The 18,584-nt window shown below is 72.4% G+C and carries 17 protein-coding genes; 7 read left to right on the top strand and 10 right to left on the bottom strand.

Going from position 1 to position 18,584, the window contains the following annotated elements; translation table 11 throughout:
- The 6 genes from ACTWPW_RS58050 to ACTWPW_RS58025 all read right to left on the bottom strand — a co-directional run.
- A partial coding sequence (locus ACTWPW_RS58050; RefSeq protein ID WP_443174108.1) for a proline racemase family protein occupies positions 1-882 on the bottom strand: 882 nt, incomplete at its 3' end.
- Positions 879-1,880, bottom strand: coding sequence for a proline racemase family protein (locus ACTWPW_RS58045; protein ID WP_375114120.1), 1,002 nt, complete (start codon positions 1,878-1,880; stop codon positions 879-881). The genes ACTWPW_RS58050 and ACTWPW_RS58045, both read right to left, overlap by 4 nt.
- Positions 1,877-2,770: a dihydrodipicolinate synthase family protein gene (locus tag ACTWPW_RS58040; protein ID WP_443174107.1), complete on the bottom strand. Its 894-nt coding sequence runs from the start codon at positions 2,768-2,770 to the stop codon at positions 1,877-1,879. The genes ACTWPW_RS58045 and ACTWPW_RS58040 overlap by 4 nt, the downstream gene beginning before the upstream one ends.
- A gap of 24 nt (positions 2,771-2,794) precedes the next feature.
- On the bottom strand, positions 2,795-4,294 hold the full coding sequence (locus ACTWPW_RS58035; protein WP_443174106.1) for an FAD-dependent oxidoreductase: 1,500 nt from the start codon (positions 4,292-4,294) through the stop codon (positions 2,795-2,797).
- Positions 4,291-4,533 carry a (2Fe-2S)-binding protein gene (locus tag ACTWPW_RS58030; RefSeq protein ID WP_364120284.1) on the bottom strand — a complete coding sequence of 81 codons (243 nt, stop codon included), beginning with the start codon at positions 4,531-4,533 and terminating at the stop codon, positions 4,291-4,293. Before ACTWPW_RS58030 ends, ACTWPW_RS58035 begins: the two co-directional genes overlap by 4 nt.
- Entirely contained in the window at positions 4,530-5,672 is a 1,143-nt protein-coding gene (locus ACTWPW_RS58025) for an NAD(P)/FAD-dependent oxidoreductase (RefSeq protein ID WP_375114123.1), read from the bottom strand. The genes ACTWPW_RS58030 and ACTWPW_RS58025 overlap by 4 nt, the downstream gene beginning before the upstream one ends.
- A gap of 97 nt (positions 5,673-5,769) precedes the next feature.
- On the opposite strand from ACTWPW_RS58025, the gene ACTWPW_RS58020 reads away from it, so the two are divergent.
- Entirely contained in the window at positions 5,770-6,756 is a 987-nt protein-coding gene (locus tag ACTWPW_RS58020; protein ID WP_375114124.1) for a COX15/CtaA family protein, read from the top strand.
- A 62-nt stretch (positions 6,757-6,818) separates the two neighbouring features.
- Complete coding sequence (locus ACTWPW_RS58015; protein WP_375114125.1) at positions 6,819-7,526, top strand: SanA/YdcF family protein; 708 nt, start codon at positions 6,819-6,821, stop codon at positions 7,524-7,526.
- On the opposite strand, the gene ACTWPW_RS58010 is transcribed toward ACTWPW_RS58015, so the two are convergent.
- The 4 genes from ACTWPW_RS58010 to ACTWPW_RS57995 are packed head-to-tail and all read right to left on the bottom strand — an operon-like array spanning position 7,502 to position 11,017.
- Positions 7,502-8,692: a PrsW family intramembrane metalloprotease gene (locus ACTWPW_RS58010; RefSeq protein ID WP_375114126.1), complete on the bottom strand. Its 1,191-nt coding sequence runs from the start codon at positions 8,690-8,692 to the stop codon at positions 7,502-7,504. The two genes, ACTWPW_RS58015 and ACTWPW_RS58010, sit on opposite strands and share 25 nt — an antisense overlap.
- On the bottom strand, positions 8,679-9,638 hold the full coding sequence (locus ACTWPW_RS58005; RefSeq protein ID WP_443174105.1) for a cation diffusion facilitator family transporter: 960 nt from the start codon (positions 9,636-9,638) through the stop codon (positions 8,679-8,681). The genes ACTWPW_RS58010 and ACTWPW_RS58005 overlap by 14 nt, the downstream gene beginning before the upstream one ends.
- Positions 9,635-10,018, bottom strand: coding sequence for an ArsR/SmtB family transcription factor (locus ACTWPW_RS58000; protein ID WP_443174104.1), 384 nt, complete (start codon positions 10,016-10,018; stop codon positions 9,635-9,637). The genes ACTWPW_RS58005 and ACTWPW_RS58000 overlap by 4 nt, the downstream gene beginning before the upstream one ends.
- Before the next feature lie 54 nt (positions 10,019-10,072).
- Entirely contained in the window at positions 10,073-11,017 is a 945-nt protein-coding gene (locus tag ACTWPW_RS57995; RefSeq protein ID WP_375114129.1) for a heme o synthase, read from the bottom strand.
- Between the two features lie 383 nt (positions 11,018-11,400).
- Here ACTWPW_RS57995 and tkt point away from each other — a divergent pair, with 383 nt between their 5' ends.
- The 5 genes from tkt to ACTWPW_RS57970 all read left to right on the top strand — a co-directional run.
- The gene (gene tkt, locus ACTWPW_RS57990) at positions 11,401-13,431 is read left to right on the top strand and encodes a transketolase (RefSeq protein WP_375114174.1); all 2,031 of its coding nucleotides are present in this window, start codon (positions 11,401-11,403) and stop codon (positions 13,429-13,431) included.
- 7 nt (positions 13,432-13,438) lie between these two features.
- Positions 13,439-14,530 (top strand): transaldolase, encoded by a 1,092-nt coding sequence (gene tal / locus ACTWPW_RS57985; RefSeq protein WP_375114130.1) that lies wholly within the window; start codon positions 13,439-13,441, stop codon positions 14,528-14,530.
- Complete coding sequence (locus ACTWPW_RS57980) at positions 14,530-16,143, top strand: glucose-6-phosphate isomerase (protein WP_443174109.1); 1,614 nt, start codon at positions 14,530-14,532, stop codon at positions 16,141-16,143. Before tal ends, ACTWPW_RS57980 begins: the two co-directional genes overlap by 1 nt.
- Before the next feature lies 1 nt (position 16,144).
- Positions 16,145-17,746 (top strand): glucose-6-phosphate dehydrogenase, encoded by a 1,602-nt coding sequence (zwf, locus tag ACTWPW_RS57975; protein WP_364120309.1) that lies wholly within the window; start codon positions 16,145-16,147, stop codon positions 17,744-17,746.
- Positions 17,747-18,584 (top strand): glucose-6-phosphate dehydrogenase assembly protein OpcA (locus ACTWPW_RS57970; RefSeq protein ID WP_443174103.1); only part of this gene is annotated, 838 nt, incomplete at its 3' end. It abuts the gene before it with no gap.

The raw sequence follows: 18,584 nt of genomic DNA, 5'->3' as shown, positions 1-18,584 counted from the left end.
GTCCGGCCCCCCGTCCGGCCCCCCGTCCGGCCCCCCGTCCAGCCCCCCGTCCAGCCCCCCGTCCAGCCCCCCGCCCGGCCCCTCGTCCGGCCCCTCGTCGTCCAGCAGCGCCATCCGGGCGGCGGTGCCGGATCCGCACGGCGAGCGGTCCACCTCCCCGTCGGCGAACACGGTGACGTTGCGCTGCTGCCTGACGCCGTCCAGGTCGGGCAGCTCGTCGTAGAAGATCACCCCGTAGACGCCGGACAGCCGCTCGTCGGACGGATGCCGCGCGGCCGGGTGGCCGGCCAGCCCGGCCTTGATGCGGGCGGCGTGGCCGACGAGGGCGTGCAGGTGCCGGGGCTCGACCGACAGCCCGAGGGCCGAGGCCGGCACCGAGGCGTAGATGGCGCCGCCGTAGGAGACGTCCGCGCTCACACCCACGACGGGCACGTCGCGGGCGATGACGAACGAGGGCACGTTGACGAAGGTCACGGATTCGACCCGGCCTCCGGCGGTCCGCACGCGGGCCGTGACGCGCCCGGAGGGCACGTCCACGACCACGTCCGTCACGCCGTCCTGCACCGCCTCGACCAGCCCCTCGTGCACCGCGTACGCGCCCAGCGCGATCGTGCCGTGCCCGCAGGCGGTGGAGAAGCCGTCCTTGTGCCAGAACAGCGCCCCCAGGTGGGCCCCGGGGTCGTCCGGCGGGACGAGGAAGCAGCCGTACATGTCGGAGTGCCCGCGCGGCTCGTGGCACAGCAGCCGCCGCACGTCGTCGAGCTCGGCCATGGCGGTCGTGCGGCGGGAGAGCACGTCGGCGCCGGGGATCTCGGGCACCCCGCCGGTCACGATCCGGAACGGCTCCCCGGCCGTGTGGTAGTCGACCGTGGTGATCGTCACAGCTCGAACCCCGCGGGGAACGGGTCGCGCGGGTCGAGGAAGTATTGCGCGGTGCCGGTGATCCAGGCCCGGCCGGTGATCGACGGGACGACCGCGCCCTGCCCGCCCACGGCGGTCTCCTCCAGCAGCCGGCCGATGAACCGGGTGCCGATGAAGGACTCGTTCACGAAGTCCCGGCCGAGGGGCAGCTCGCCCCGGGCGTGCAGCTGGGCCATGCGGGCGCTGGTGCCGGTGCCGCAGGGCGAGCGGTCGAACCAGCCCGGGTGGATGGCCATGGCGTGCCGCGAATGGTGGGCGTCGGAGCCGGGGGCGGCGAAGTAGACGTGGTGGCAGCCGCGGATGCGGTCGTCCTCGCGGTGGACGGGCTCGTCGGAGGCGTTGATCGCCTCCATGGTGGCCAGGCCGGCCGCGATGATCTCGTTCTTGGCCTTGCGGTCGAAGGGCAGGCCGTAGCGGTCGAGGTCGACGACGGCGTAGAAGTTGCCGCCGTACGCCAGGTCGTACGGGATCTCCCCGAACCCGGGCACGGTCACCGAGGCGTCCAGCCGGTCGCAGTAGGAGGGCACGTTGCGCAGCGTCACCGACATGGCCATGCCGTCCTCGACGGCCACGTCCACCTCGACGAGCCCGGCGGGCACCTCCAGGCGTACGGTCGTGACCGGCTCCACGACCTCCACCATGCCGGTCTCGACCAGCACGGTGGCCACGCCGATGGTGCCGTGGCCGCACATCGGCAGCAGTCCCGACACCTCGATGAACAGCACGCCCCAGTCGGCGTCCGGCCTGGTGGGCGGCTGGAGGATGGCGCCGCTCATGGCCGAGTGGCCGCGCGGCTCGGTCATGAGCAGGGTGCGGATGTGGTCGAGGTGGTCACGGAAGTAGACGCGCCGCTCGGCCATGCTCGCGCCCGGGATCACGCCGATGCCGCCGGTGATCACGCGGGTGGGCATGCCCTCGGTGTGGGAGTCGACGGCGTGGAAAACCCGTTTGGTCCTCATCGCAGCCCTTCTGCCAGTGCCTTCTCGGTCGCCGCCCGCACAATAGCCGCTTGCTCGTCCGTCAGCGGCTGCCTGGGCTGCCTGCACGGGCCCCCCTGGCGGCCGGCGAGGTCCATGGACAGCTTGATGGCCTGGACGAACTCGGTCTTGGAGTCCCAGCGCAGCAGCGGGTGCAGGGTGCGGTAGAGGGGCAGCGCGGTCTCCAGGTCGCCGGCGACGGCGGCACGATAGAGGGCGGAGCCGGCCGCGGGCAGCGCGTTGGGGTAGCCGGCGATCCAGCCGACCGCCCCGGCCACGGCCAGTTCGAGCAGCACGTCGTCGGAGCCGATCAGCAGGTCCAGCTCGGGGGCCAGCTCGGCGATCTCGTACGCCCGCCGTACGTCCCCGCTGAACTCCTTGACCGCCACGATCAGCCCCTCCTCGTGCAGCCTGGCCAGCAGCGCGGGGGTCAGGTCGACCTTGGTGTCGTAGGGGTTGTTGTAGGCCACCACCGGCACGCCGGCCCTGGCCACCTCGCGGTAGTGCTCGACGACGGAGCGCTCGTCGGCCCGGTAGGAGTTGGGCGGCAGCAGGAGCACCGAGCCGCAGCCGGCCTCGCCCGCCTGCTCGGCCCAGCGGCGGGACTCGGCGGCGCCGTACGCGCCCGCCCCGGCCATCACGTTGTCGCCGCCGACGGCCTCGACGGCGGTCTCGATCACCTTGGCCCGCTCCTGCGGGGTGAGCGTCTGGTACTCGCCGAGCGAGCCGTTGGGCACAACGCCGTCGCAGCCGTTCTCGACGAGCCAGCGGCAGTGCTCGGCGTAGCCGTCGTAGTCGACCGACAGATCCTCGCGCAGGGGCAGCGCGGTGGCCACCATGACGCCGTGCCAGGGCTTGCTGCGATGTTCCATCTGGGAGTCCTCCATGTCGGGAAGTCAGTGAGCGGGGTGGTCGTCGGGCCCCGGCGCGCCGGGGGTGTCGAGGTCGAGGGAGCCGAGCGCGCCCAGGGTGACGGGCTGGGCGATGGGGCGGCGGGGCGGCTGCGGCGGCTCCCCGGCCAGGCAGGAGACGGCGTAGCCGCAGATGCGGCCCTGGCACCAGCCCATGCCGGGGCGGGCCAGGAGCTTGATGGAGCGCGCGTCGGTGGCGCCGAGGGCCTGCGCCTCGCGTACGCGGGACAGCGGCACCTCCTCGCACCGGCACACGAGCGTGTCGTCGCGCAACCAGCCCTGCCAGCCGGGCCGCACGGGGTAGGCCCGCTGCAGCGCCTCGCCGAACGCCCGCCACCGCTGCCGCCGCCGCACGAGCACCGGCGGAACCACGTCACCCGGGGCCGGGGTGGCGGGGTCGCGACCGGGCGGGGTGGCGGCGTCGCGACCGGGCGGGGTGGCGGCGTCGCGACCGGGCGGGGTGGCGGGGTCGCGACCGGGCGGGGACGTCGTGTCGGCGGCGATGGCGCGGCCGGCGATGCGGCCCTCCAGCTCGGCCAGCCGCCAGCCGCCCACCCCGGCGGGCTCGCCGGCCGCCCACACGCCGGGCACGGTCGTGCGCAGGGTCGCGTCGACGGCCAGCACCGGGCTGCCGTCCACGTCGTGCCGGGTCTCGCACCCGAGCTGCGTCCCCAGCTCGATCTGCGGCACGAACCCGTACCCCACGGCCACGGCGTCGCACTCCACGACCCGGGTGGCCAGAACGTTCCACTCCTCGTCGAGGCGGGCCACGGTGACGGCCTCCACCTCGCGGTCCCCGTGGGCGGCGACCACGGCCTGGCGCGTGCGGTACGGCACCCGGTGCCGGGCCAGGGCGGCCGCGTACCCCGCCGCCTCCCCGGCCTTGCCCAGGGCCAGCAGCGGATGCCGGGCCAGGCCGAGCCCGCCGTTGGCCTCGTACACACCGAGCACCCGCGCCCCGGCGCCGGCCAGCCCCGTGGCGACGGGCAGCAGGAACGGGCCGGTGCCGGAGACGACGATCCGCCCGCCCGCGACGACGCCACCGCCCTTCAGCAGCGCCTGCGCGCCGCCGGCGGTGAGCACGCCGGGCAGGTCCCAGCCGGGGAAGGGCAGCGGCCGGTCGTGCGCGCCGGTGGCGATCAGCAGCCGCCGGGCCCGCAGCACCGCCGGCCGCTCGCCCGAGGCGTCTGCCGCTCGACAAGGTCTGGTCACGCAGTGCACGAGGAGACCGGCGTCCGGTTCGCGGGACACGCTCCACACCTGGTGCCCGAGCAGCACGTCGGCCCGGGCGCCGAGCGCCCGCGCCTGGCGCAGGAACCGGTCGAGCCCGGGAGCGGCCTTGGGGGCGGCGGCGTGCCGGAAGTACTGGCCGCCGAGCCGCGTGCCGGAGTCCACGAGCGCCACCCGCAGCCCGGCCAGCGCGGCCGTGAGCGCGCCCGCCACCCCGGCGGGCCCGCCGCCGACCACCACGAGGTCGTACGTCACGCCGTCGTCACCTCGTCCCCCGGCGCGGCCTCCAGCAGGCAGGCCCGTTCGGGCGCGCGCCCGTTGACCGAGATCAGGCAGTCGAAGCAGACCCCGATCCCGCAGAACAGCCCGCGCGGCCGCCCGCCGAACCGGGTGGTGCGCCACGAGCGCACGCCGGCCGCGTGCAGCGCCGCGCCGATCGTCTGCCCCGGCACGACCGGCACCGGCCGGCCGTCCACGGTGATGTCGAAGGTCACGCGGCCTCCTCGGCGAAGCGGTCGGGACGGAAGGGGTGCAGGTCGAGGTCGGGCCGCCGGCCGGCGAGGAGCTGGGCGAGCAGGTGGCCGGTCGCGGGGGCCAGGCCGATGCCGGCCCCCTCGTGCCCGCACGCGTGGTACAGCCCCGGCACGCGCGGGTCGGCGCCGATGACGGGCAGGTGGTCGGGGCAGTACGGCCGGAATCCGCAGTAGGACCTGATGGCCCGCACGTCGCGCAGCGCGGGGAACAGCGCCACCGCCTGCGCGGCCAGCCGCGACAGCACCGGCACCGACGTCGTCCGGTCGAACCCGACCCGCTCCCTGCTGGCCCCGATGAGCACGGTCCCGGCGGGCGTGCCCTCCACGACGGCCGACGTCTCCAGGTCGGCGGAGTCGCTGGCCACGTTCGTCACGTAGGCGGCGGTGTAGACCTTGTGCCTGATCAACGGCTCGCGCAGGGGCTCGGTGACGAGGATGAACCCGCGCCTGGGCAGGATCGGCAGGTTCGCGCCCGCCAGGGCGGCCACCTCGCCGCCCCAGGTCCCGGCCGCGTTGACGACGGCGCCGCCGAGCAGGTCGCCGTGCGAGGTGCGTACGCCCGTCACCCGGTCCCCGGACCGGAGGAACCCGGTCACGCGGACCCCGAGGCGCAGCCGCAGCGTGCCGTGCCCGAAGCTCTCGGCGCCGTGCCGGAGCAGGGTCGCGGCGGCCAGCATGGGCTGGACCTGCGCGTCCTGCGGGTAGTAGACGCCGCCCGCGAGCCCCTCGGCCAGGTGCGGCTCGTAGTCGCGCAGCTCCGTCCCGGTCACCGGGGCGTGCTCCACCTGCTGCTTGGCGGCCAGCCCGGCGAGCTGCCCCAGGACCTCATCGGTCTCGGCGACGACCAGCCCGCCCTTGGGCTCGAACTCGAACCCGCCGAGGCCGGCCAGCGAGCGCCACAGCCGGTTCGACAGCACGGCCAGCTCCAGCTCGGGCCCCGGCTCCTTGTCGGACACCAGCACGTTGCCCTCGCCCGAGCCCGTCGTGCCGCCCGCCACGGGCCCCCGGTCGACCACGGTCACGTCGAGCCCCGCGCGCGCGGCATAGTAGGCGCAGGCCGCCCCCACCACGCCCGCGCCGACGACGATCACGTCGGACATCACCACCTCCTCTCAGTAATATGTCACATACCTTGCTGTCTTGAGAAGCCCGTTCCCGATGGCGGGACCGACCGGCCGGGCCCCTACCATCGATGACGTGAAGCTACCCGCGGACAACTCCAACGTCTTCGTGCGCTTTCTGCTGTCCTTCTGGGCACCGACGACGCGGTCCCTGCGGGCCTGGGCGCTGGCCTCCGTGGTGGTCAACGCCGGCATCGCGGTGACCGGGGCGGGCGTCCGCGTCACCGGCTCCGGGCTCGGCTGCCCGACCTGGCCCAGGTGCACGCCCGACAGTTTCATCCCGGTGGCGCATCCCGAGGTCTCGCCGCTCAACATGGCCGTCGAGTTCGGCAACCGGCTGCTGACGTTCCTGGTGCTGGCCGTGGGGGCCGCCTGTGTCGTGGCCGTGCTGCGGATGGCGCAGCGCCGCCGCTCGCTCGTGCTGCTGTCGTGGCTGCAGCCGGCGGGCATCGTGGTGCAGGCCCTGTGGGGCGGGCTGGTGGTCAACACCATGCTCAACCCGTTCACCGTCGGCATGCACTTCGTCTTCTCCGTCGGCCTGATCGCCGCCTGCTGGCTGCTGTACGCCCGCGCCGGCGAGGGCGACGGCCCGGTGCGCCGGATCGTGCACCGCGACATCCGCCGGCTGGGCAACGTGCTGCTGGCGTCCGTGTTCGCGCTGGTGGTGGCCGGCGTGGTGGTCAGCGGCACGGGCCCCCACTCGGGCGACGAGCGGGCCTCCCGCTTCGACCTCGACATCGAGGCCGTGGCCCGGCTGCACGCCGACGTGGCCTACCTCGTGGTGGGGCTGACGTTCGCGCTGCTGTTCGCCCTGCACGTGACCAACGCGCCCCGGCCCGCCCGGCGGGCGGCACTGGCGCTGCTCGGGGTGGAGCTGCTCCAGGGCGTGATCGGCTACACGCAATACTTCCTGGCCGTGCCGGCCGCCCTGGTGCTGCTGCACGTCCTCGGCTCGACCCTGGTCTGGATCGCCGCGCTGAGGGTCGTCACCTCGCTGCGGGCGCGTGACCCGGAGACCGCCCCCGCGCACCACTCCCCCACCGAGGCCGCCGCCATCGCCTGAGCGGATATGCCAGGGTATGTGGTGTTAAGTTCGCCACTCCCCCGGCCCAGAAGGGGTGCGATTTGCTGGGAAAAGTCCGCCCCACTCGAAAGGGGCTGCGCCGGGCGTACCAGGGACTCGTGCTGCTCAGCGTGCTCGCCCTGGCACCCATGACGTGGGCCTGGCTCGGCAGCTCGGGGCACCGGGTGATGGCCGAGGGCCGGGAGTGGCTCGGGCAGGTGCCCGAGACGCAGGCCGCGCTCGTGCTGGGGGCGGGGCTCTACGCCGGGCAGCCCACCCCGATGCTGGCCCGCCGGCTCGACATCGCCGCCGAGCTTTACCACGCGGGCAAGGTGCGGGCGCTGCTGCTGTCGGGCGACAACAGCCGCAAGGAGTACGACGAGCCCACGGCCATGCGCGACTACCTGCGCGCCAGAGGCGTGCCCGACACGGTGATGGTGCTGGACTACGCCGGGTTCGACACGTGGGACTCGTGCGTGCGGGCGCGCAAGGTGTTCGGGGCCGAGCGGGTGACGGTGGTGACCCAGGAGTTCCACATCCCCAGGGCGGTCACGCTGTGCCGGACGGCGGGGCTGGAGGCCTTCGGGGCGGGCGACGACTCGGCCCGGCGATGGGCCTCCACCACCTACGCCTACGCCGCCCGCGAGCTGCTCGCCACCGCCAAGGCCTTCGCCGACGCCCTCGTCCTGCACTCCGACCCGATCTACCCCGGGCCGCGCGAGGTCTCGCTCACCCGCATCCTCGGTCAGCCGGGCGCGCCCGGCGCGTAACCCGGCGGCGGTGAGCCCCTGGCCACCGATCGGGCGTGCATCGACGGCACCGGGAAGTCCGCGCGCGCGGTGCTCATGCACTCCAGCAGCGCCCGTTGTTCCTCGTGGAAGGTGTGCTCGTCGACCATGTGGCGGCCCGCCCGCTCGTGCAGCAGCCCCAGCTCGGTGGCGGCGAGCTGGTAGTCGCGCATCGCGCGCAGCCCCCGCTTGCCGCCGTGGGCCTTGGCCCACTGCCGGGCCTGGCGGCGCCGGGAGAAGGCCGACAGCATGTAGATGTCGGCCTCGTTGACCAGCTTGGTCGGCTCGTACGGCGGCAGATAGCGCTGGATGAGCGCCACGATCCGCCGCCGGTCCCTGAACACCACGCCGATGAGCACCACCAGCACGACCAGCAGCGCCAGGTAGGCCACCACGAGCCCGGGGAACCCGCCGTAGGAGGCCAGCCCGTTCCACAGCCCGTGCAGGATCATCGCCCCCGACCAGCCCGCCAGCACGTAGGTCACCCGCTCGGGGCCGCCCCGCTGGGCCGCGTACGCCACGCCGACCCCGATCATCGAGCTGAACAGCGGATGCGCCAGCGGCGACAGGATCCCGCGCAGGACCACCGTGACCGCCAGCCCCTTGAACCCCTGCCCGGACAGCGCGGAGATGTAGTAGCTGACGTTCTCGCTCATGGCGAAGCCGAGGCCGACCATGCTGGCGTAGATGATGCCGTCGGTCGGGCCGTCCAGCTCGGCCCGGCGGAACCTGAGCAGCCCCAGCAGCACCAGGCCCTTCATCGTCTCCTCCACCACGGGGGCGCCGAACGTGGCCGCGATGTTGCGGGCGCTGGCCTCCGACAGCTTGGCGGTGTCGATGATGTAGTGCAGGTTGAGCGAGTTGATCACACCGGCGACCAGCACGGCGACGCCCGCGCCCCACGCGAAGGCGAAGACGAGGTTGCTGCGCGGCTCGGGCTCCATCCGGTCGAGCGCCAGCACCGCCGCCAGCAGCAGCGGCACGGGCGCCAGCGCCAGCGCCAGGGCGATGAAGAACTGCACCGGCGCGCCGTTGAACACGTCGAAGGAGAACGAGACCAGAGCGCAGATGCCGGTGAGGACCAGCCCGATGATCAACGCGAACGACGGGCGGTCCTTCAACACCCAGCGTGGATCACGGGTCGCCATAGGGTGACTTTAACGGATCAGAGTGCCGGGGTCCGTGCGGGTCCGCGCAGTGCCGGTCGAGGCCGGGGATGCCGTGGTCGACCTGGAGCGTGGTGTGGCCGATCTCGAACCGCTCGTGCAGCAGGTCGGCGAGCCGCGTGCGCACCCGGTGACAGTCGGAGCCCTTCGCCACGAGCACGTGGGCCGACAGTGTGGGGTACCCACTCGTCACCGTCCAGACATGAAGGTCGTGCACCTCCTCCACGTCCCGCTCGGCGGCCAGCAGGCGGCCGATCTCGTCCGGGTCGAGGTCGCTGGGCGCCGCCTGGAGCAGCACGCGGCCGGAGTCGCGCAGCAGCCCCCAGCCGGCCTTCAGCATGAGCGCGGCCACGACGAGGGCGGCGATCGTGTCGGCCTGGCGGAAGCCGGTCAGCCAGACCACGAGGCCGGACACCGCCGTGGCGATGAACGCGTACATGTCGTTGAGCACGTGCTGGAAGGCGCCCTCGACGTTCAGGCTGCGCCGGTCGGCCCTGGACAGCAGCCAGGCGGCCAGCGCGTTGACGGCGATCCCGGCCACGGCGGTGACCACCACGACCGGCCCGTCCACCTCGGGCGGCTCCAGGAGCCTGCGCACGCCCTCATAGAAGAAGTACGCCACCAGGAGCAGCAGCGTCACCCCGTTGATCTGCGCGGAGAGGATCTCGGCGCGCTTGTAGCCGAAGGTGTAGGCGCCCCTGGCCGGCCTGGCCGCGATGCGCATGGCGATCAGGGCCAGCGCGATGGCACTGGCGTCGGTCAGCATGTGGGCGGCGTCGGAGATCAGCGCGATCGAGTTGGCGACCACACCGGCGACCACCTCGACCGCCATGTAGCCGAGGATGAGCGCCAGCGCACCGATCAGACAGCGCCGGTCGGCCTCCGCGCTCAGGCCATGACCGTGCCCGTGCCCGTGACCTCCGCTCATCCGGTCTCCTTCAGATGCTCCCGGCTCAGGTCGAGCAGCATGCGGACATGGGCGTCGGCCAGCCGGTAGTAGATCATCCGGCCGGCCCTGCGGCCGGCCACGATGCCCGCCGTACGCAGGAGGCGCAGCGCGTGCGAGACCGCCGTGTCGGTCACCTCGACCGCGTCCGACAGGTCGCACACGCACAGCTCCCCCGCCTCCAGCAGCGCGTACAGCAGCCGGGCCCTGGTGGGGTCGCCGAGCAGCCGGAACAGCTCGGCCAGCCGCGTGGCCTCCTCAGGCGTGAGGAGCCGGTCGCGGGTGGCCGCGACCCGGGCGGCGTCCGGCTCCTGCACCACGCACCCGTCCAGCTCCGCCACAACACCTGAAGAGCTATTCATATGTGCATGATACGGATGGAAAAAAGCCCGGCGCGACGGCCGGGCCGGAACGGGTCAGGCGAGCAGCGGGTCGATCGCCACGGCGAGGAACAGCAGCGCCAGGTAGGCGTTGGACCAGTGGAAGAAGCGCATGGGCCGCAGGTCGACACCGCTCTTGCCGGCGTTGAGCCGGGCCAGCAGGCGGTGCACCTCCCACAGGCACATGACGCCCAGCACGGCGGCCACGACCGGGTAGAACAGCGTGGTGCCGGCCACCGGCCACAGCGCCAGCGAGCACAGCACGGTCGCCCAGGTGTAGGCGATCGACTCCAGCACGACCCGGCGCTCGGTGGCCACCACGGGCAGCATCGGCACCTTGGCCGCCGCGTAGTCCTCCTTGTAACGCATGGCCAGCGTCCAGGTGTGCGGCGGCGTCCAGAAGAACACCACCCCGAACAGCACCAGCGGCGCCCAGTCGAGCCGCTCGGTGATGCCGGCCCAGCCGATCATCACCGGCATGCACCCCGCGATGCCGCCCCAGACGATGTTCTGGGCCGTGCGCCGCTTGAGGATCATCGAGTAGACCAGCACGTAGAACAGGATCGCCGCGAGTGCCAGCACCGCGGCCAGCCAGTTGGTGGTCAGCCACAGCCCCACGGTGGACAGGATGCCCAGCACGATGCCGAACACCAGCGCCCCGCGCGGCGAGACCTGGTGCCTGGCCAGCGGCCGGCGGCGGGTGCGGCGCATCTTCTGGTCGATGTCGCGGTCCACGTAGCAGTTGAGCGCGTTGGCGCTGCCCGCCGACAGGGTGCCGAACACCATGACCGAGATCGACGTCCACAGCGGCGGAAGGCCGCCCGCTGCGAGGAACATCACCGGCAGCGTCGTGATCAGCAGCAGCTCGATGATCCGCGGCTTGGTGAGCGCGATGTAGGCCCTGATGGTCATGCCTATCGAGCGCGGCGCCTTCACCTGCGGTGAGGGGGCCGTCGCCTGCCTGTTGGTCAGCACCGTCAAGGCGCTTCCAGCCTGTGCGGAGTCAACGCGTAACCTCTGTAAAGAGCGGATCCATGGGCGGGCGCCGTGACGCCCCTGCGAACAAACAAACTGTAGTCGCAGGGTCGGCCGGTCCGGCCAATGGGGGGCTTGCGCCGTACATGGACACGCGAGGGTGGGATGGGAATCGATCGCCAGCCCCACTCGGTTAGGGTCCCGTGTAGGCGCGGGCGCGCAACCTGCGGCAGGCCGCCGGAAGGCGGCCCGTCTCGGGCGGGACAGCCGACCGGCAGACCAATGACAACTAGATTCCGGAGACCGAGCACTTGAGCACCGAACTCGTGCCAGCCCTTGAATGGACCGACCTGGACAAGCAGGCGGTCGACGTCGTTCGAGCCCTGGCCATGGACGCAGTGGAGAAGGCGGGCTCGGGTCATCCCGGCACCGCCATGAGCCTGGCCCCCGCCGCATACCTGCTTTTCCAGCGCGTGATGCGTCACGACCCCACCGATCCCGGGTGGCTCGGGCGTGACCGGTTCGTGCTGTCGTGCGGCCACTCGAGCTTGACGCTCTACATCCAGCTCTACCTGTCGGGCTACGGCCTCACGCTGGACGACCTCAGGCGGTTGCGCCAGTGGGACAGCCTGACCCCCGGCCACCCCGAGCACGGCCACACGGCGGGTGTGGAGACCACGACCGGCCCCCTCGGCCAGGGCCTGGGCAACGCGGTCGGCATGGCGATGGCGGCCCGCCGCGAGCGCGGCCTGTTCGACCCCGACTCCGAGGCCGGCTCCTCGCCGTTCGACCACCACATCTGGTGCTTCGTCAGCGACGGCGACATCGAGGAGGGCATCAGCCACGAGGCCAGCTCGATCGCCGGCCACCAGAAGCTGGGCAACCTCATCGTCATCTACGACGACAACCACATCTCCATCGAGGACGACACGCAGATCGCCCTGTCGGAAGACGTGGTCGCCCGCTACGACGCCTACGGCTGGCACACCCAGAGCGTCGACTGGACCGCCTCCGGCGACTACGTCGAGGACGTCCAGGCGCTCTACGACGCCCTGCAGGCGGCGAAGGCCGAGACCGACCGGCCGTCGTTCATCCGGCTGCGCACCATCATCGGCTGGCCGGCCCCCAACAAGAAGAACACCGGCAAGATCCACGGCTCGGCCCTGGGCGAGGCGGAGGTCGCCGCCACGAAGGAAGTGCTGGGCATGGACCCGGCCAAGACCTTCCACGTGCCGGCCGAGGTGCTGGAGCACGTGCGCGGCATCGCCCAGCGCGGCCGCGCCGACCACGCCGAGTGGGAGAAGGCCTACGCCGAATGGCGCCTGGCCAACCCCGAGCGGGCCGCCGAGCTCGACCGCATCTCGCACCGCGAGCTGCCGGCCGGCTGGGCCACCGCGCTGCCCTCGTTCGAGGTGGGCGCGTCGGTCGCCACCCGCAAGGCGTCCGGCGAGGTGCTGGGCGCGCTCGCGCCGGTGCTGCCCGAGCTGTGGGGCGGCTCGGCCGACCTGGCCGAGTCCAACCTCACCACGATGAAGGGCGAGCCGTCCTTCATCCCGGAGGAATACCAGACCAAGGAGTTCCCCGGTAACCGCTACGGCCGCACGCTGCACTTCGGCATCCGCGAGCACGCCATGGGCGCCATCCTCAACGGCATCGCCCTGCACGGCGGCACCCGCCCGTACGGCGGCACGTTCCTGGTCTTCTCCGACTACATGCGCCCCTCGGTACGCCTGGCCGCGCTGATGAAGCTGCCGGTCACCTACGTGTGGACGCACGACTCCATCGGCCTGGGCGAGGACGGCCCCACCCACCAGCCGATCGAGCACCTGTGGGCGCTGCGCGCGATCCCCGGCCTCGACGTGGTGCGCCCGGCCGACGCCAACGAGACGGCGTACGCCTGGAAGGCCGTGCTGGAGCACACCGACCGGCCCGCCGCCCTGGCGCTGACCAGGCAGAACCTGCCCGTCTACGAGGGCACCAGCGCCGACGGCGTGGCCCACGGCGGCTACGTGCTGCGCGACGCGTCCGACGGCCAGCCGAAGGTCATCCTCATCGCCACGGGCAGCGAGGTGCAGATCGCGGTGGACGGCCGCGAACTGCTCGAGGCGCAGGGCATCCCCACGCGAGTGGTCTCGATGCCGTGTGTTGAGTGGTTCAAGGGGCAGGAATCCGCATATAGGCAGACGGTTCTGCCCTCGTCGATCCGGGCTCGCGTCGCGGTCGAGGCGGGCATCGCGCTCGGCTGGCACGAATTCGTCGGCGAGTGCGGCGAAGTGGTCAGCCTCGAACACTTCGGTGCCTCCGCGCCGTACAGGACTCTGTACGAGCAGTTCGGTCTGACGGCGGAGCGGGTGGCGGCCGCGGCGAAGGCGAGCCTGGCCAAGCTGGGTCAGGACAAGGGCGAGACGACGGGAAACTGAAGAAAAGATGAGCGAGATCCTCAACAAGCTGTCCGGCCAGGGCGTGGCCATCTGGCTTGACGACATCAGCCGCGAGCGCCTGCGCAGCGGCAACCTGGAACAGCTGATCCGCGAGAAGAACGTCGTCGGGGTGACTTCCAACCCGACGATCTTCGCCAACGCGCTCAGCAAGGGCGACGCCTACGACGCCCAGCTCCACGACCTGGCCGTGCGCGGCGTCGACGTGGGCGAGGCCGTACGCGCGATCACCACCTACGACATCCGCTGGGCCGCCGACGTGCTGCGCCCGGTCTACGACGCCTCCGGCGGCGTGGACGGCCGCGTCTCGCTGGAGGTCGACCCGCGGCTGGCCCGCGAGAGCGAGAAGACGGTCGCCGAGGCCCGCTCGCTGTGGTGGATGGTGGACCGGCCCAACCTGTTCATCAAGATCCCGGCGACCCTGGAGGGCCTGCCCGCGATCACGCAGGCGCTGTCGGAGGGCATCAGCGTCAACGTCACGCTGATCTTCTCCCTCGAGCGCTACCGCGCCGTCATGGACGCCTGGCTGGCCGGGCTGGAGGCGGCGCAGGCCAAGGGCCTCAACCTGGCCACGATCGAGTCGGTGGCCTCGTTCTTCGTCAGCCGCGTCGACACCGAGATCGACAAGCGGCTCGACAAGCTGGGCAAGCCGGAGCTGAAGGGCAAGGCGGGCGTGGCCAACGCGCGCCTGGCGTACGCGGCGTTCGAGGACGTGATGAACTCCGAGCGCTGGCAGCGCCTGCGCGCGGCGGGCGCCCGCCCGCAGCGGCCGCTGTGGGCCTCGACCGGCGTCAAGAACCCCGAATACTCCGACACCCTCTACGTCGACCAGCTCGTCGCCCCCGGCACCGTCAACACGATGCCGGAGAAGACGCTCGACTCCACGGCCGACCACGCCAACATCACGGGCGACACCGTGCGCCCCTTCTACGAGCAGGCCTGGAACACCATGGCCGCGCTCAAGGAAGCCGGCGTCGACTACGACGACGTGGTCAAGGTGCTGGAGGACGAGGGCGTGGAGAAGTTCGAGGCGTCCTGGAACGAGCTGCTCGAGAGCGTCACCAAGAACCTGGTTCCGTGATGGAGGTCTCCTACCGCGAGGAGGGGGTGGCCTCGGCCGCCTCCTCCGTCGCGGGGCGCCTCGTCGCCGACGGCGTGCCCGCGCGGCTCGCCGCCGGCGACCCCACGCTGTGGGGTGAGGACGCCGAGGCGGAGGCGGCGGTCAGGCTCGGCTGGCTGACCCTGCCCCGCTCCTCCCGCGAGCTCCTGCCCGTGCTGGGCGAGCTCGCGGGCCGGGCCCGCGCCGCGGGCCTGACGAACGTGGTCCTGGCCGGGATGGGCGGCTCGTCGCTGGCGGCGGAGGTCATCTGCAACACCGCCGACGTGCCGCTCACGGTGCTCGACACCACCGACCCGGGGCAGGCCCGCCGCGCCCTGACGGACCAGCTCGAATCCACGGTCGTGGTCGTGGCCAGCAAGAGCGGCTCGACCGTGGAGACCGACTGCCACCTGCGCGTCTACGAGCGGCTCTTCGCCGACGCGGGCCTGGCGCCCGCGAGCCGCATCGTGGTCGTCACCGACCCGGGCTCGCCGCTGGAGCGGCGGGCCGTGGACGGCGGCTACGAGCTGGTGCTCGCCGTGCCCGACGTGGGCGGCCGCTACGCGGCGCTGTCGGCGTTCGGGCTGGTGCCCGCCGCGCTGGCGGGCGCCGACGTGGAGCGGCTGCTCGACGAGGCGGACGAGGTGCTGCCGCTGCTGTCGCGCGACACCGGCAACCCGGGCCTCGACCTGGGGGCCGCGCTCGGCGGCGCGGCGCTGGCCGGCCGCGACAAGCTGGTGCTGGAGGACCAGCTCTCGCCCATCACCGGGCTGCCCGACTGGATCGAGCAGCTCGTCGCCGAGTCCACCGGCAAGCAGGGCAGGGGGATCCTGCCGGTCGTGGGCGCCGATCCCAACGAGAGCGGCGACGAGCTGATCGTCGCGATCGATTCGGACGTCGGGGACGTACGCGTGGACGGGCCGCTGGGCGCGCAGTTCCTGGTCTGGGAATACGCCACCGCCATCGTCGGGTCGCTGCTGGAGGTCGACCCCTTCGACCAGCCGAACGTGGCCGAGTCGAAGGAGAACACCGCGACCCTGCTGGCCCTGCCCGACCTGCCGGCCGGCGCGCCGGCGTTCGTGGACGGCCCGGTGGAGGCGTACGGGTCGGGGACGGCCAAGGACCTGCCCGGGCTGTTCGCCGAGCTGCTGCACGCGATCCCGGGCGACGGTTACCTGGCGGTCCTGGCCTACCTCGACCGGCTGGCGGCCTTCGACGCTCCGGTGCCCGACGGGGCCGACTTCGAGCAGATGACGGACGCCTGGATGATGGCCGATCCGGCGACGTTGCGGGCCCTGCTCGCGCTGCGCACGAACCGGCCGGTGACGTTCGGGTGGGGGCCCCGCTATCTGCACTCGACGGGGCAATACCACAAGGGCGGGCCGCAGAACGGGGTGTTCCTGCTGATCACCGGGGAGGTTTCCGAGGACGTCGCCGTCCCCGGCGCCCCCTACTCGCTGGGCCGGCTCCAGCTCGCCCAGGCGCTCGGTGATCTGGGGGCGCTGGAAACCCGCGGGCGTCCGGCCGTACGCCTGCATCTGACCGACCGCGCGGCGGGAGTCGCGCGTTTGCTCGCAGCCGCACAGGAGGCTTGAGATGACTGACCCGGCAGCACCCGCGGAGGAGGCCGCCACCGTGGCGGCAGCCGTCGCGGGCACCTCCACCACCTTGGAAGTGGCGGCCGCCAACCCGCTGCGCGACCCGCGCGACAAGCGGTTGCCCCGGGTGGCGGGACCATGCGTGATGGTGTTGTTCGGCGTGACGGGTGACCTGGCCAAGCGCAAGCTGCTGCCGGCGATTTACGACCTGGGGAACCGGGGGCTGTTGCCACCCGGGTTCTCGCTGGTCGGGTTCGCCCGGCGGGATTGGAAGGACCAGGATTTCGCCCAGCTGACGCACGACGCCGTCAAAGCTCATGCCCGGACTCCCTTCCGCGAGGAGGTCTGGAAGCAGATCCGCGAGGGCATCCACTTCGTGCCCGGCGAGTTCTCGGACGACGGGGCGTTCGACGCGCTGGCCATGGCCTTGGCTGAGATCGACGAGACCCGGGGCACCGGCGGAAACTACGCTTTCTACCTGTCGGTGCCGCCGAAGTTCTTCCCCGTGGTGGTGGAGCAGCTCAAGCGGACCGGGCTGGCCGACGCGCCCGAGGGGTCGTGGCGGCGGGTGGTCATCGAGAAGCCGTTCGGGCACGACCTGAAGTCGGCGCACGAGCTGAACGAGATCACCACCTCGGCCTTCCCCGAGAGCTCGATCTTCCGGATCGACCACTACCTGGGCAAGGAGACCGTCCAGAACATCATGGCCCTGAGGTTCGCCAACAACCTCTACGAGCCGATCTGGAACCGCAGCTTCGTCGACCACGTGCAGATCACCATGGCCGAGGACATCGGCATCGGGGGGCGCGCGGGCTACTACGACGGCATCGGCGCGGCCCGCGACGTGATCCAGAACCACCTGCTCCAGCTGCTCGCGCTGGTCGCGATGGAGGACCCGACGTCCTTCGACGCCTCCGCGCTGCGGCGGGAGAAGGAGAAGGTGCTCAAGGCCGTGCAGCTGCCGGCCAACCTGGGGCTCAACACGGCGCGCGGGCAATACTCGGCGGGCTGGCAGGGCGGCGAGAAGGTCGTCGGCTACCTGCAGGAGGACGGCATCTCCGCCGAGTCCACCACCGAGACGTACGCCGCCGTCAAGCTGGAGATCGCCAACCGGCGGTGGGCCGGGGTGCCGTTCTACCTGCGCGCCGGCAAGCGCCTGGGCCGCCGCGTCACCGAGGTGGCCGTGGTGTTCCAGCGGGCGCCGCACCTGCCCTTCAGCAAGGACGACACGGAGATCCTCGGCCAGAACGCCCTGGTGGTCCGGGTCCAGCCGGACGAGGGCATCACGGTGCGCTTCGGCTCGAAGGTGCCCGGGACGCAGATGGAGGTCCGCGACGTCTCCATGGACTTCGCCTACGGCGAGTCGTTCCTGGAGTCGTCGCCGGAGGCGTACGAGCGGCTGCTGCTCGACGTGATGATCGGCGACCCGCCGCTCTTCCCGCACCAGCGGGAGGTGGAGCTGTCGTGGAAGATCCTGGACCCGATCGAGGAGTTCTGGGCCACCCAGGGGCAGCCGGAGGGCTACGAGTCCGGTTCGTGGGGGCCGGAGTCCGCCGACGCGATGATGGCCCGCGACGGCCGCGTGTGGAGGAGGCTCTAGATGACGACCTTTATGCTCACCGACACCACGGCCGGGAAGATCGCCGCCCAGTTCACGCACCTGCGTCACCAGATGGGGGCGCCGGCCATCGGCATGGTGCTCACGCTCGTCGTGATCAGCGAGGAGCGCCACCAGTACGACGCGCTGCGCGCCGCCACCGAGGCGGCCCGCGAGCACCCGTCGCGCATCATCGTGGTGATCAAGCGCGAGGAGGACGAGCCCATCAGGCTCGACGCCGAGCTGCGGATCGGCGAGAACACCCCCGGCGAGGTGGTCGTGCTGCGCCTGTACGGCGAGCTCACCGAGCACGCCGACTCCGTGGTCAGCCCGCTGCTCCTGCCCGACACGCCGGTCGTGGCGTGGTGGCCGGGCTCGGCTCCCGACGTGCCGTCCAAGGACGCGATCGGGGCGCTGGCGCAGCGCCGCATCACCGACGCCAAGGGCTTCGACGACGGCGGCGTCAAGACGCTGGTGGTCCGGGCCAAGGGATACGCCCGCGGCGACACCGACCTGGCCTGGGCCCGGCTGACGCCGTGGCGCAGCCTGCTGGCGGCCGCGTTCGACCAGCCGGTGGGCAAGGTGCGCAAGGGCGTCGTGGAGGCCGCGGCGGGTCACCCGAGCGCGCCGCTGCTGGCCGCGTGGCTGTCGGAGCGGCTCGGGGCGCCGATCAGGGTCGCCGACTCGCAGGGGCCCGGCCTGACCTCCGTACGCCTGCAGCTCGGCGAGGGCGATCTGACGGTGACCAGGTCCGACGCCCGCCTGGCCACGCTCTCCCGCCCCGGCCAGCCCGACAGGAACGTGGCCCTGGCCCGGCGGCAGACCTCGGAGCTGCTGGCCG

Origin of the sequence: Nonomuraea sp. KM90, assembly GCF_052246675.1 — a bacterium.
Taxonomy (GTDB): domain Bacteria; phylum Actinomycetota; class Actinomycetes; order Streptosporangiales; family Streptosporangiaceae; genus Nonomuraea.
The sequence above is the reverse complement of the archived record's forward strand: the minus strand, read 5'-3'. Positions and strand labels throughout refer to the sequence as shown.